Annotated in this window: 10 protein-coding genes; 7 read left to right on the top strand and 3 right to left on the bottom strand. The window is 68.6% G+C overall.

All coding sequences use genetic code 11. The annotated features are described in order from the left end of the window. The 5 genes from Raf01_RS28135 to Raf01_RS28155 are packed head-to-tail and all read left to right on the top strand — an operon-like array spanning position 1 to position 5,121. The gene (locus tag Raf01_RS28135; RefSeq protein ID WP_203921045.1) at positions 1-966 is read left to right on the top strand and encodes an ABC transporter permease; all 966 of its coding nucleotides are present in this window, start codon (positions 1-3) and stop codon (positions 964-966) included. A 16-nt stretch (positions 967-982) separates the two neighbouring features. Continuing rightward, positions 983-1,858, top strand: coding sequence for an ABC transporter permease (locus Raf01_RS28140; protein ID WP_203921046.1), 876 nt, complete (start codon positions 983-985; stop codon positions 1,856-1,858). A gap of 3 nt (positions 1,859-1,861) precedes the next feature. Then, a complete protein-coding gene (locus tag Raf01_RS28145) occupies positions 1,862-3,082 on the top strand; it encodes a M24 family metallopeptidase (protein ID WP_203921047.1) in 1,221 nt (406 codons plus the stop codon). Between the two features lie 55 nt (positions 3,083-3,137). Beyond that, positions 3,138-3,986 carry an alpha/beta fold hydrolase gene (locus Raf01_RS28150; RefSeq protein WP_239133977.1) on the top strand — a complete coding sequence of 283 codons (849 nt, stop codon included), beginning with the start codon at positions 3,138-3,140 and terminating at the stop codon, positions 3,984-3,986. Next, positions 3,973-5,121, top strand: coding sequence for an Lrp/AsnC family transcriptional regulator (locus tag Raf01_RS28155; RefSeq protein ID WP_203921048.1), 1,149 nt, complete (start codon positions 3,973-3,975; stop codon positions 5,119-5,121). The genes Raf01_RS28150 and Raf01_RS28155 overlap by 14 nt, the downstream gene beginning before the upstream one ends. A 60-nt stretch (positions 5,122-5,181) precedes the next feature. On the opposite strand, the gene Raf01_RS28160 is transcribed toward Raf01_RS28155, so the two are convergent. Further along, complete coding sequence (locus Raf01_RS28160) at positions 5,182-6,648, bottom strand: MFS transporter (RefSeq protein ID WP_239133978.1); 1,467 nt, start codon at positions 6,646-6,648, stop codon at positions 5,182-5,184. Between the two features lie 333 nt (positions 6,649-6,981). Here Raf01_RS28160 and Raf01_RS28165 point away from each other — a divergent pair, with 333 nt between their 5' ends. Further along, positions 6,982-7,539, top strand: a complete 558-nt coding sequence (locus Raf01_RS28165) for a TetR/AcrR family transcriptional regulator (protein WP_203921103.1) — start codon at positions 6,982-6,984, stop codon at positions 7,537-7,539. Between the two features lie 110 nt (positions 7,540-7,649). On the opposite strand, the gene Raf01_RS28170 is transcribed toward Raf01_RS28165, so the two are convergent. Beyond that, positions 7,650-8,915: a serine hydrolase domain-containing protein gene (locus tag Raf01_RS28170; protein ID WP_203921049.1), complete on the bottom strand. Its 1,266-nt coding sequence runs from the start codon at positions 8,913-8,915 to the stop codon at positions 7,650-7,652. A 216-nt stretch (positions 8,916-9,131) separates the two neighbouring features. After that, positions 9,132-13,430, bottom strand: a complete 4,299-nt coding sequence (locus tag Raf01_RS28175; RefSeq protein WP_203921050.1) for a discoidin domain-containing protein — start codon at positions 13,428-13,430, stop codon at positions 9,132-9,134. Positions 13,431-13,964: 534 nt separating this feature from the next. Here Raf01_RS28175 and Raf01_RS28180 point away from each other — a divergent pair. Continuing rightward, positions 13,965-14,390, top strand: coding sequence for a YciI family protein (locus Raf01_RS28180; RefSeq protein ID WP_203921051.1), 426 nt, complete (start codon positions 13,965-13,967; stop codon positions 14,388-14,390). The last annotated feature ends 6 nt before the right edge of the window (positions 14,391-14,396 follow it).

Here is a 14,396-nt window from a genome sequence, read left to right on the forward strand (position 1 = left end):
ATGCCTCCGGTCGTCAGATTCGCGGTACGCAGGCTGGGTAGGGCGGTACTGACCCTCTGGTTCGCCAGTACGGTCACGTTCCTCCTACTCCGCCTGCTACCGGGCAACCCCGCATTGGCGGTGGAAAGTCCGAACATGACGGTGCAGGCGCGCAACATCCTGCTGCACCAGTACGGACTGGACCAGCCGCTGCTGACCCAGTACGGCAAGTACTTGTGGCAGCTGCTGCACGGCAACCTGGGGGTCTCCTTCACGCAGCAGGTCCCGGTCAGCTCCGTGCTGCTGGCGCGGCTGCCCTGGACGCTGCTGTTGACCGGATCCTCGCTGCTGTTGACGATCGCCGTCGGCATCCCCCTGGGGGTGCTGGCGGCGACTCGCCCGCACAGGGTGCTCGACCGGCTGGTTCAGGTCTTCGGCGTCGGCGTGCAGTCGTTGTTCGTTCCGACCGTGGGCATCTTCCTGTTGTTCGTGTTCGGGCTGCAGCTGCACTGGCTGCCCATCGGTGGCGCATACACCCCCGGGGTGTACGGCGGCGCGTGGTACGTCTCGGTGCTGTCCCACCTGGTACTGCCCTGCGTGAGCCTGATGCTCGTGCAGTTGGGGTCGTACGCGCTGACTCTGCGCGCCACGCTCATCGAGTCACTCGGTGAGGACTACACCGTCCTGGCCAACGCCAAGGGCCTGCCCCGCAGCAAGGTGGTGTGGAAGCACGCGCTGCGCAACGCGCTGCTGCCGACCACCACGCTGGTGGGTCTGAACCTGGGCTACCTGGTCGGCGGCGCGGTGCTCACCGAGACCGTGTTCGCCTATCCGGGAGTCGGGCGTGGCATCTACGAGGCCGTCACTCAGCTCGACTACCCGGTGCTGCAGGGCGCTTTCGTGCTCCTGGCCGCGACCGTGGTGCTGGTGAACATGCTCACCGACCTGGCGTACGGCGTGCTGGACCCGCGGGTGCGCACGGCATGAGGAAGGAGGGAGAAGCATGAGCGTTGGCGCGCTCGACTCGGTCACCACCGAGGCGCCGACCGCGGCGCGGGCCACCTGGTCGGCGTTCCGGCGCAACCCGCTGGGCATGATCTCGCTGGTCGTGCTGGCGCTGATCGTCCTGGTCGCCATCTTCGCGCCGCTGGTCGTGTCCGAGCCTCAGGGCTACGGCGGCGCGGTGCTCAGGGCGCCCAGCGGTTCGCACATCTTCGGCACCGACAACCTGGGCCGGGATATCTTCGCCGAAGTCGTGTGGGGCACGCGGATCAGCGTGCTGGTGGCCGCCGCCTCCTCGGCGCTGGCGATCGTCATCGGTGTGCTGGTGGCCGTGCTGGGGGCGTACTTCCCCAAGGCGGACACCGTGATCGGCACGATCGTGGACCTGTGCCTGTCGCTGCCGGTACTGCCGCTGATGATCCTGGTGACCGCGCTGGCCGGCACGAGCCTGCTCACCGAGATCCTGATCATCGCGTTCTTCTCCTGGCCCGAGGTGGCCCGGGTGGTGCGGTCGCAGGCCCTTTCGGCGGTACGGCTGCCCTACATGGACGCGGCCCGGCTCACCGGCGGATCGTCCACCTGGATCATCCGCAAGCACCTGCTGCCGGCGGTGGCGCCGGTGGTCATCGTGTCGGTCGCGCTCACCTCGTCCCGGGCCGTGCTCACCGCCGCCAGCCTGGCGTTCCTGGGCCTGGGCGGAGTGACCAACTGGTCGTGGGGCCGGATCCTGTTCGAGTCCGAGCAGTCCGGCGCGATGTCCAGCGCCTGGTGGACCACCCTGTTCCCGTCGCTGGCCATGCTCGTGCTGGTGGTCTCGGCGACGCTGATCTCCATTACCTACAACGACGCCCGCAATCCCCGATCCCGGGAGGACTAGCCCATGGCGCAGGCTCAGACGACGCAGGCTCAGAAGGCGCAGGCTCAGACTGCGCAGGCTCAGCGGAGCCAGCGGTTGCCGGTCGACTTCTACCGGTCCATTCAGGACGGTGTGCGTGCCGCGCTCGCCGATGCCGGACTGGACGCGATACTGGCCGACGACGCCTCGGACGTCGCGTACCTGACCGGTTTCTTCCACCACCCCGGCGAGCGGCCGGTGGCACTGCTGCTCGGTGTCGACGGCACCGCGACCCTGCTGCTGCCGGAGTTGGAGCGCGAGCACGCCGAGTGGCAGAACACCGCGGCGGAACTGGTCTCGTACCCGGAGTTCCCCGGCGTGCGGCCGCCGTTCGAGTTCCTCGGTGAGGTGGCCGGGCGGGTCGGGTACGCGGGCAGCATGAGCGTGGCCCGGCTCGCCGAGGTCACCGCCGCGTTCGGCAAGGCCACCCTGGTGCGTACCGACGTGGTGACCCGGGCCCGGCTGGTCAAGCGGCCGGAGGAGATCGCGCTGCACGCCGAGGCGGCCCGGATCACCGACCTCATGCTGTCCGCCGGCCGTACCCTCATCGCCGACGCCATCGAGAGCGGCGGCCAGCTGCCCAGCGAGGCGGAGTTGGCCGGGTACGTGGGCTCGGTCGGCACCCGGACCATGTACGCCGAGCACACCGACGTGGTGGTGGTCTCGCCGCTGGCCGGTGGCCTGGTGTACGCCGGTGCCAACAGCGCTCACCCGCACGGGCTGCCGTCCGGGTACCGGCTGCGCCCCGGCGAGGTGTTCATGCTCTCGCTCGGCTGCGCCGTCGGTGGGCGATTCGTGGAGGGGGAGCGGACCTTCATCCTCGGCGAGCCGACCGCGGACCAGCGCCGGTACTACGAGGCGGTGCGGGAGGCGCAACAGACCGGTACCGAGGCGCTGCGGCCCGGGGTGCGGTGCGCCGACGTGAACCGGGCCTGCCTGGACGTCATCCGGGGGCAGGGGCTCGGCGGGTTCCTGCGCCACCGGCAGGGGCACGGCATCGGGCTCGGCATGCACGAGCCGCCGTGGCTGGAGGACGGCGACGACACCGTACTGGAGACGGGAATGATCGTCTCCAACGAGCCCGGCATCTACGTGCCGGAGCACGGCGGGTACCGCATCTCCGACTCGATGCTGCTGACCGAGGACGGCGCCCGGCCGTTCACCGCGTACCCCCGCGGTCTCGACGACGTCATCATCCCGGTCTGACCACCCGCTCCGTTTCAGGCCCGCTCCGTTTCAGGAAAGCAGGAAAGGAAGTCCCGTGCGGCTGAACATCAACGGCAACGAACTCGAGGTCGAGGTCTTCGGCGACGACAACGCCCCGGTCATGATCACGCATCACGGCGCGCCCGGCCTCGGGTCCAGCGCCGAGACCAAGGCGACCTTCTCCCCGTTCGCGGACACCTTCCGGGTCATCACCTTCGACGCGCGGGGGTCCGGCGTCAGCGAGGGAAAGGCGCCGTTCACCCACGAGCAGTGGGTGGCCGACGTCGACGCGCTGCGCGAGTGGGCCGGCGTCGAGCGGTTCGTCATGGCCGGCGGCTCGTACGGCGGCTTCATCTCGATGGAGTACGCGATCCGGCACCCGGAGCGGGTGAGCGCGCTGGTGCTGCGGGACACCTCCGCCGACCACGAGAACGACAAGGCGGCCCGGCACAACGCGGAGACCTCCACCCGGGTGAAGATCGACCTGGAGAAGTTGGACCGGATCAACACCGGTACCGTGCGCGACGACGCGGACCTGCGCGACTGCTGGGCGGAGATCCTGCCGCTGTACGACCACGTGTACGACCCGGCGAAGGTGGCCCAGCGGGTCGAGTCGACGCCGTACCGGTACCAGACGCACAACTACGCGTTCTCGGTGAACATGCCCGCGTACGACATCAAGCCGCAGCTACACAAGATCACCATTCCGACGCTGGTGACTGTCGGCCGCGGCGACTGGATTACGCCGGTGGCCTCCAGCGAGGTGATTGTCTCGCTCATCCCGGACGCTAGACTCGTCGTATTCGAGAAGTCCGGGCACTCGCCGCAGATCGAAGAAGCCGAATTGTGGCGGAAGGTGGTGCGCGACTTCCTGCGTGAAGTGGGAGCCGATGGAGGGCGCTGAACATCTCGACGAACTGGATCGCCGGATCGTCATCGCCTTGCAGGGAAACGGCCGGGCCAGCTGGACCGAGATCGCCGAGCAGTGCGGCACATCGGTGGCGACCGTCGCCCGCCGCGGTCAGCAGTTGCTGCGCGACGGCGTCGTGCGGGTCGCGGTGATGCCCGACATCCAGCACGGCGGCGAGTCGGATCTGTTCATCCTCCGGATCACCTGCGCGCCGGGCACCCAGATGCGGGTGCTCGGCGCGTTGTCCCGCCGCACCGACATGCGGTTCCTGGGCCTGGTCACCGGGGCGTACGACATCCTCGCCGAGCTGAACGTGCGCAAGGAAGAGTCGCTGCACACCCGCATCGTCAACGAAATCCAGGCGATCGACGGCGTGGAGCGCTGCAACACCGACCTGACGTTGAATACGTACAAGGTCGCTCACGACTGGAGCCAGCAGTTCGGGGTCGGCGTCGATCAGAAACGTGCGGTCGAGGTGCACCGCTGCGCGCCGAGCCACTTCGACCCCGCCGACCACAAGATTATCGATCTCATGGCGGGAGACGGCCGGGCCAGCTTCCGTAGCGTGGCCGCTGCCCTGGGAGTCAACGAGAGCACCGTACGGCGGCGCTTCGAGACGCTTCAGGGGCGCGGCTGCATCCACCTGGTGACGCTGGTTCCCGCCCCGGCGCTGGGGTTTGAGTCGGAGATCATCCTCGACATCTCGGTGGCCCCGGCCCAGCTCGATTCCGTTGCCCGCAAGCTCGCCACCTACCAGGGCGTGCGATATGTCGCCGCGACCCTGAGCCACAACGCCCTGATGTGCGAGCTGATCCTGCCGACCACTCAGGATGTCTTCGAGTTCACCAACGGCACGCTGGGCCAGCTCGACGGCGTACTCGGCTGGACCGCCAGCGTGGTGTTGCTGGTCGTCCGCCGTGGGTTCGTCGAGACACCCTGGTGGCACAAGGGTCTCTCGGTGCCGTCCCGGCCCGATGTCCCGCCGGCCGGGCCGTCCCTCGACGACCTCGTGCCGTCTCTCGACGGCGCCTCCCTGATCGTCTCTCCGGTGACCGGTGCGCTGTCCGCGGTTTCGCCGGGTGCACCGGTGCCGGAAAGCGGCGGCCGGGCCCGCGTCCGGGGATGCTGACTCCGACCGCCGCTTTCCGTTCATCCGGCTGGCGCTCTATTCAGAAGGCTGGCGCCCTGCTCATCCGGCTGCCGGCTCGCCCTGCCGGCTACGGCTGCCCCGGAACGTCAGCGCCACCACGACCGTACCGACGGCGATCACCGCCGCGGCGGTGAACGCGCTCGTCATGCCGGCCACCAGGGTGTGGTGAGCCCCGGCCACTCCGGCCGGCGCGCCGATCGCGGCGTGCCGGGCCGCCGACCCGAACACCGTGACGAGCACCGCCAGCCCCAGCGAGGAACCGGTCTGCTGCATGGTCTGCAGCACCCCACCGGCGGCCCCGGCATCCTTCGGCGCAACGCTCGCCATGATGACCGGAGTGAGCGGTACGAAGCTGAGTCCGCCACCCACACCCATGAGCACCATCGGACCGAGGATCGCGCCGGCGTACCCGCTGGACGTCGAGAGCTGGGTGAGCCAGATCAGCCCACTGATCATCACGAGCGTGCCGGTGATCACCAGCGGCTTCGGCCCCAGCCGGTGCAACAGGTGGGGGACCAGCCGGGTCATGATGAACATGCCCGCGGCCATCGGCATGAACGCGAAGCCGGTCGCCAGCGCGCCGAAGCCGCGCACCTCCTGGAGGAACTGGGTCAGGAAGAAGAACATCGACATCATCGCGGCCGGCCCGAGCAGGAAGTTCAGGTAGGCGGCGGCACGGTTCCGGTCGGCGAACAACCGCAGCGGCATGATCGGTTCCCGGGTCCGGATCTCGATGGCCAGGAACGCGATCAGCAGCACGACGCCAGCGGCGAGCGTGAGCTGGGTTTCCCGGCTCGACCAGCCGCCGGACGCGGCGTGGATGAACGTGTAAACCAGGGTGGCGACCGCACCGGTGCCGGCGACGGCACCGGGCAAGTCCAGCCGGGCCGGGTGCCGTTCCGGCTCGCGGACGTACCGTGGCGCCAGGAGCACCGCGGCGAGTCCGAACGGTACGTTGATGAACAGCACCCACCGCCAGGACGCCAGTTCGGTGAGTATGCCGCCGAGGACCAGCCCGATGGCGAACCCGCCGCTGGCCACCCCGGACAGCAGGGCGAGAGCGCGGATCCGCTCCCGGGGCTCGGTGAACGTCGTGGCGATCAACGCGATGGTGCTCGGACCGGCGGCAGCGGCGCCGACGCCCTGCGCGACCCGGGCGGCCAGAAGCCACCCGGCCGAGGTGGCGAACCCGCCGGCCAGCGACGCGACGGTGAACAGTGCGATACCGGCGACGAACATGCGGCGCCGGCCGAGGATGTCGCCGGCCCGGCCGCCGAGCAGGAGCAGCCCCCCGTACGCCAGGGTGTAGGCGCTCATCACCCAGGCCAGGCTGGTGGCCGAGAAGTGCAGGCCGGTCTGGATCCGGGGTAGTGCGACGTTCATCACAGTCGCGTCCAGGATCAGCATGAGCTGGCAGGTGACGATGATCGCGAGAGCGAGCCCTCGTCGATGGGGTGGTGCCTCGGTACGTTGGATTACTGGTGTGGACAGCGTCTGCTGAGACAAGGCTGCTCCAGAAAGGTGCGCGGGAATAACCGGAGAAGCTCTCCACTTCTCTCTTGAGATACTGTACGGAGATAGTCTCCGCTTCGCAACGGGATTCGGAGAGATTCTCCGTTTAGTTGCTCAACCGCGAAGGAGGGCGCTGTGCTCCCCGCCGAGCTCCCCGGCGACGGGACCCCTTCCCCGGGCGCCTCGCCTTCCCCCGGCGGCACGCCCTCGTCCGGCGGGGCGCCCTCTTCTGGGGGCACGCCCTCGTCCGGCGGTACACCCTCTTCTGGCGGTACACCCTCGTCCGGCGGAACTCCGGATGCCGGCATGCTTCCCGGCGGGCGGCCGATGCGTGCCGACGCCCGCCGCAACCGCGGCCGGCTGATCGTGGCGGCGCGGCAGGCGTTCACCGAGCACGGGCCCGAGGCGTCGCTGGACGAGATCGCAAAGCGTGCCGGGGTCGGCCCGGGCACCCTCTACCGGCACTTCCCGACCCGGGAGTCGCTGCTGGCCGCGGTCTACCTGGACGACATCGAGGCGCTGTCCGCCCAGGCGGACCGGCTGCTCGACAGCGACCTCTCACCGAGCGAGGCGCTGTCCGCCTTCCTGCTCATCCAGCTGGACTACGTGAAGGTCAAGCGCGGTCTGGGCGCCGCGGTCAAGGCGATGCTCGGCATGGACGCGCCGACGATGACGTACTGCCGGGACACCCTGCGCGGAGCGCTGGGTCGGCTGATGGATCCGGCCAGACAGGCCGGGCTGATCCGCGCCGACGTGGAGCCGGCGGACGTGTTGCGGTTGACGCACGGGGTCGCGATGGCCTGCGAGTCGGCGCCGGACGACGGCGAGCGGCTGCTCGGCTACGTCATCGACGGCCTGCGCCCGCCGCCCGCATCGCTGACATAGACCATTCCGGCCCTGTCGACGGAGGCCGGGTCGGTGGCGGGATCGTCCCCGCCACCGACCCGGCCCGGCCGGTCATTCGCCCGGGTTCAGCCCGTCACCGTGAACGAGAGTCACGAGGCGGGAACGAACAGCGCCGGGTCGAACGTCGCGGCCGCCATGTTCTGCACGTACGGGGTCTCGGTGCCGTCCCGGTCGCCCGTGGGGTTGATGTCGTACACGGCGATCCGGGACAGGTCACGGGTGGCGAACACCGCGCTGGTGTAGCCGGGTACCTCCCCGCTCTTGCCCCACACCGTCACCCCGTCCGGGAACGTGGTGGCCTCCAGGCCCATGCTGAAGCACGCCCGCCCCGAGTCCGGGCCGATCCGGCAGTTGCTGCCGTCGACGTACGGCACGTCCGGCAGCGTGAACATCTCGGCGAGCTGCGCCGCGGGCAGAAGCCTGCCCTGGTAGAGCGCGGTGATGAACCGGGTGAGGTCGGCGGTACTGGAGATCATGCCGCCCTCGGCCCAGCCCCACGAGCTCTGCTCGGTGACGTCGGCGAGGGTGCCGTCCACATTGACGTAGCCGTGCGCGTGTGGACCGGTCAGCCGGACGTCGTGCGGGGCCGGCGAGACGGTGTCGTGCAGGCCGAGCGGGCGCACGATCCGCCTGGTGAGTTCGTCGGCGTACGAGTGTCCGGTGACCTTCTCGATGACCATCCCGGCCAGGAAGTAGTTGACTCCGTTGTACTGCTGCTCGGTCCCCGGGGCGAACGCCATCGGGGACTCGAAGGCGGAGTCGACCACCTGCTGCGGCGTCCAGTACTGGAAGCGGTGCTCCACGAACCACCGCGGATCGGTATCCCGGGCGTCCACAGTGGAGATAGGCAGCCCGCTGGTGTGGTTGAGCAGTTCGCCGACCGTGACGGGCGGGTACGAGTCCGGCAGCGTACCCGGCAGGTAGTGCTGCACGGTCTGATTCACGTCGAGCCGGTGCTCCGCCGCCAACTGCAACACGATGAGGCTGGTGAACACCTTTGTCACGCTGCCGATCCGGTACCGCGCGCCGGCGGGCACCGGGGCGCCGGTACGGACGTCCGCGACGCCTGACCGACCGGACCACGCGCCGGCCGACCCGCCGACGGACAGCAGTGCCCCGGTCACCGTGGAGTTCGGCAGCCCGGCGATGGCCTGCCGCAGCAGCTCCGGATCCAGCGGGGGTAGCGGCTGGGCCGAGTCGGCGTTTCGACCGATCCGGCTCGGCGCGTCTGACGCCACGGCACCGGCGAAGGCTGGAGCGGCGATGGTGGCCAGGCCCAGTGCTCCCGTCAGTGCTCCGGCCACCGCCGCCGTCGCCATTCGCCGCCGGACGGGTGCGCGAACGGATACCCGCATAGAGTTCTCCCTACGTCTGTTCAGGATTTGTGATCTCGCTCCGACTCTCGCCGATCCGGCCGGTCCGGGCCATCGGGGACATCCATGATCGACCCCTGAAACCAGAGTAGGGGCCTTCCCGGGGCTCACGCACGGGCGCCGCCGGGAGGTCGGGACCTCCCGGCGGCGCCGTGGTGGGACGGAATCGTTGCGGTCTAAGGGTTACGGGTTCACTGGCTACGAATTCACCGTGATGTGGAATGTCGACGTGGTGTTCTGGACGTCGACGAAGTTGTTGCTCTCGACCAGATGGTTGAACGTCACCGAGCCGACCGCCGGTCCCTGTCCTGGCTCGGGCAGCGGGTTGGCCCAGATGCCGTAGCCGGACTTCGAGTTGTACTGGTCGCCGCTCTGCTGGGCGCCGGTGATGGTGGTGTTGGTGAAGATGGTGTCCGTCACCGAGTACTGCGCGGAGCCGCCGACGTAGTCCGTCTGGAACATGATGCCGGAGTACGTGGGGTCGGTGATGTTCGCGTTGTTCACCCGGATGCCCTGGAACGGTTGGGTCGCGGAGAACACCCAGATCGCACCGAACACCTGGTCGCCCCAGAAGTGTCCACCGTCGCGCGCGAGAGTGAAGTTCTGGATGGTGGTGGGCGGGCTGGCTCCGAAGCCCTCGAACGGGTACCCGAAGTTCAGCGAACTGATGGTCAGAGCCGAGTAGCACAACGTGTCCGCGACGTAGAAGTTCTGCACGGTGTTGGCGTAGCCGCCGTACACCGCGACACCGGCCGCCCGCCAGGGAGTCAGCGCGGTCACGTTCTGGATCGTGTTGTTCTTCAGGTCTCCGCTGTTCTGGTCGAGGGCGGCGAACAACGCGAAGCTGTCGTCACCGGTCGACCGGGCCTCGTCGTTGCTGATGACGTTGCCCTGGCTGCCGTTGGTGAGGTTGATGCCGTCGGCGTACAGGTCGCGGATGCGCAGGTTGGTGAACGTCGAGTTCATCACCGCGGCCGCACCCCAGACACCGACCACCTGGTGTTCGATCCACACGTTGTCGATCGTGATGTTCGACATGTTGCGCAGGTCCCAGGTGTGCCCGGGGCCGTCGATGCGTGAGTCGTAGTTGCCGAACCACGCGAACCCGGTGAACGAGGAGCCGCTGGCACCGGACTGGAGGTCCCAGTCGGCGTCGGTGTTCTCCTGGTTGGCCGGTGCGTTGAACTGCGTGTACCAGACCCCGGCGCCGACCACCTTCACCGGCTTGCCGTAGACGAGCAGCTTGCCGGACACCGAGTACTGGCCGGCGGGCAGGTAGACGCCGGTCAGCGTACCGGTGCTGTCCATCCGTACCTTGTCCAGCGCGTTCTGGACGTCCTGCTGGGTGAAGCCGGCCGGTACGGTCAGGTGCGCCGAGTCCGGGTTCGCCACCGGTGCGGTCTGCTCCAGGCTGATGAAGTCGATGGCGTAGTACTGGGCCGTGTTCGACGCGTCCTTCTGGAGCTTGATGGTGCTGCCCGCCTGGTACGAGGACGGGAGCAGGAAGTGCGCCTCGTCGTAGATGTGCCGCGGGCTGCCGGAGCCCGGCGAGTTGCCCGGGCCGGTCTCCGCGCCGTACAGCCAGGCGAAGTGCGAGGAGAGGCTGAGCGGCTGGACGAGGGTTCCGTTGACGTACAGGTCGAGCGACGAGGTGATGCCGCCACCGCCGGACGCGTCCGGGATGGAGAACCGCACCACGAGCGTGTTCGTGGATGCCCGGGACGTCCACTGCACGTACGAGCCGGTCGAGTTCAGCGTGACCGCCTTGCGGCCGGACGCCTCACCCGCGACGTCGCCGATGGTCCGGTTCGGACCGACCACCGTGGCACCGCCGCCGACCGTGCCGGACTCCGCCTCGTACGTGTCGTACGGCATGTTCGCGCCCTGGCCCACGAACATCGCGGTGTCGCTGGTGTTGTTGCCCTGCTTGACGGACAGCTCATTGGTGTCGACGGCGAGCACCACGTGCACGTTGTACCGGCCGTTGACCGCGGTCCACGAGCCCATCGAGACGTTCGTGCTCGCGCCGGATGCCAACGCACCGCTGAACGAGCCGGTGAGCGTCTTGACCGTGCTGTTGTTGGAGGTGTCCACGACCGTGAGGGTGACCGCGTGGGATCCGCTCGCGGTGGCGACGGTGCCCTGGTTCTTCACGGTGACCGTGAACGCCACGCTGTTGCCGGCCGCCGGGTTGCCCGGCGTCCAGGCGACCGACCCGACCAGGTCGGAACTCTGCACCGGTGTCACCACCAGGTTGGTCGGGTTGGTGTAGCTGTTGTTGCCGTCGTTCTGCTCGATGACGCTGTTCGACTCGTCGACCTTCGCGGTCAGCTGGTACGTGCCGGCCGTCTGGGTGCCGATGCTCGCGGACACCGTGCTGCTGGCCCCGGCGGCCAGGCCGCCGACCGACGCGGTGCCGACCTTCGTGGTACCGAGGTAGAAGTTCACGTTCGTCGCGCCGGACGACGCGTTGCCGGCGTTCTTCACGGTGGCCGACGCGGTGATCGAGTCGGTCTCGACCGGTGACGCCGGAGTCCACGACGAGCCGGTGACGGTCAGGTCCGGGTTCGGCGCCGGGGTGCCGATGACCTGGAACTCGGCGACCTGCCCGCCCGGTGCCCCGCTGTTGCTGGTGATGGACAACTCGACGTCGGCGACCCGGGCGCTGACCGGGATGCTCACCGAGTTTCCGGTGGCCGGGTTGAACGTGTACGTCTGCGACGCCGACAGGGTGGTGAAGGTCGTCGCGCTCTGCTCGCGGCCGAGCACCTGGATGGTCTGGGTACGGGTGCCCCAGGCCGAGTCCGGGTTGAGCTTCACCACGACCGTGTTCACGTCGGCGTTCGCGCCGAGCTTGACGGTCAGCTGGCTCGGGTACGTCGAGCCCTCGAAGTAGGTGGTGAGGTCGTTGTCGTTGGCGTTGGCCGGCACGAAGACGTACGTGTTGGCGGTACCGGTGATGGGCTTGCCCACGGCCAGGTTCGAGCCGCCGCCACCACCGCTGCCGGTACGGGTGACGGTGTTGCTCGCCACGGACTGGTTGTTCGCCGCGTCGTGCGCCTTGACGTAGTACGAGACCGTGGCCGTGTCCGGCTGGCTGTCGGTGTACGTCAGGGTCGTGCCGCCCACCGTCGTGATGAGCGAACCGTCGCGGTACACGTCGTACCCGGTCACGCCCACGTTGTCGGTCGAGGCACCCCAGGCCAGCCTGATCTGCCCGGACGCCGGCTGGGTGTACGCGAGGTTGCTCGGCGCCGTCGGCGCCTGCGTGTCCCCGCCTGACTGGCCGGTACGCGTGACGCTGTTGCTGTTGCCGGACTGGTTGCCGGCGGCGTCGTGCGCCCGGACGAAGTAGGTGACCGTCGCGGTCAGCGGCTGGGTGTCGGTGTACGTCAGCACGGTGCCGGACACCGTGGTGACGAGGTTGTTGTTGGCGTACACGTCGTACCCGGTGACACCCACGTTGTCGGTGGAGGCATTCCAGGCCAGCTTGATCTGGCCGGTAGTGGGCTGGGTGTAGGCCAGGTTGGATGGTGCCGTGGGCGCCTGGGTGTCACCGGTGGACGGCCCGTACACCTCGAACTCCGAGAGCTGCCCGGCCGGCCAGCCGGTGTTGGCGGTGATGGACAGGCGCAGGTACCGGGTGGTCGTCGCGGTGAAGTTGATCGTCACGGTGTTGCCGGTCGACGGGTTGAACACGTACCCGGCCGACCCGACGATGTCGGAGAAGTTCGACCCGGTCGTGCTGCCCTGTACGGACAGCGTCTCGGTACGGGTGCCCCAGTCCGTCGACGGCGGGAGCTTGAGCACCACCCGGTTCACGCTGACCGAGCTGCCCAGGTCGACCTGCAACCACTGCGGGAACGCGTTGTTCGTACTCTCCCAGTAGCTCGAGGCGTTGCCATCGTTGGCGTTGGCCGCCACGTAGTTCTGGGAGACCCCGCTCGCGCTCATCGTCTTGCCCGAGGCCAGGTTGCCCGACGACGAGGTGCTCGAACCGTAGACCTCGAACTCCGAGAGCTGGCCGGCCGACCAGCCGGTGTTGGCGGTGATGTTCGCCCGCACGTACCGGGCGTTGGTCGCCCCGAAGCTGATCGTCACGACGTTGCCGGATCCGTCGAAGTTGTACCCGGCGGACGCCACGATCGTGGTGAAGTTGCCGCCGTCCGTGCTGCCCTGGATGGACAGCGTCTCGGTCCGGGCACCCCAGCCGGTGGGCAGCTTCAGGACGACCTGGTTGATGTTCGTACTGGCGCCCAGGTCGATCTGCGCCCACTGGGGGAACGTGTTGTTCGTGCTCTCCCAGTAGCTTGCCTGGTTGCCGTCGTTGAGGTTGCTCGGCGTGTACGGACTCGTGGAACTGCTGGACGAGGCGGCCTTGCCCGCCGCGAGGTTGGGGCCGGCGGCAGAGGCGGGGGACACCGCCAGCACCGGCAGCGCGGACACCAGGAGCCCGGCCAGTGCCGCGGCGGCCATCCGCAGGTACGTCTTTCTCATCGCGTTCCTCTATCTCCTCATCGGGAACGGCAGGGACGAAGGTGGCGCCCGTCGGGCGCGGGTGTTGCCCCGGGGGATCGGTCAGCGGCGGGACGCGAGCGGCGACCGCTCTCGCCGGGACGGCGCTGCGCGGTGCTGGACCGGGGGCGATCGGCCGTGCGCAAGAAGGGTCGACATCACGTGGGCCTCTCCGGGGATGGCGGAGCGGGTGCACGGACACCGAGCGGGTGCGTCCTTGCCGGAACTTGCGGTTTCTGAGAAAGAATCCGAGTAACTGAGTGCAAAAATCTTGCACCAGGTTGGCTAAAGATTACAGAGGCGCTACGGCGCCGTCAACGCAGCGGCCGGGATCGATGCGGCGGATTGATGGCTCGCCCAACCCCCGCTGCCGGTCGGCACGGGCCGCCAGAAAATCTTGAAAATGGTCCGCCCGCCGTGTCGATTCCGGGTCACCCTTGTTCGACGCGTCTACGAGACCGGCGCTGACGGCCGGTCACCGGCCCGGGACAACCCGGAACTCGAAGGAGAACTGCGATGCGATTCATCGTGATGGTCAAGGCGAACGAGGACACCGAGGCGGGCGTCATGCCGACCGAGGCGGAGCTGACCGCCATGGGCAAGTTCAACGAGGAGCTGGTCAAGTCCGGCATACTGCTGGCCGGCGAGGGACTGCACCCGAGTTCGAAGGGTGCCCGGATCAGGTTCTCGGGTGGCCAGCGCACCGTGATCGACGGGCCGTTCACCGAGGCCAAGGAGCTGATCGCCGGCTTCTGGCTGCTCCAGGTGGGCTCCAAGGAGGAGATCATCGAGTGGATGAAGCGCGCCCCGATGGGGGACGACGCCGAGCTGGAGATCCGCCAGGTGTTCGAGGCCGACGACTTCGGCGCTGAGCTCACCCCCGAGCTTCGGGAGGCGGAGGAGCGGCTGCGCGCGCAGGCGGCCGAGCAGCACAAGGGGTGAGTACCC

The organism is Rugosimonospora africana (assembly GCF_016862975.1).
GTDB classification, from domain to species: Bacteria; Actinomycetota; Actinomycetes; order Mycobacteriales; family Micromonosporaceae; genus Rugosimonospora; species Rugosimonospora africana.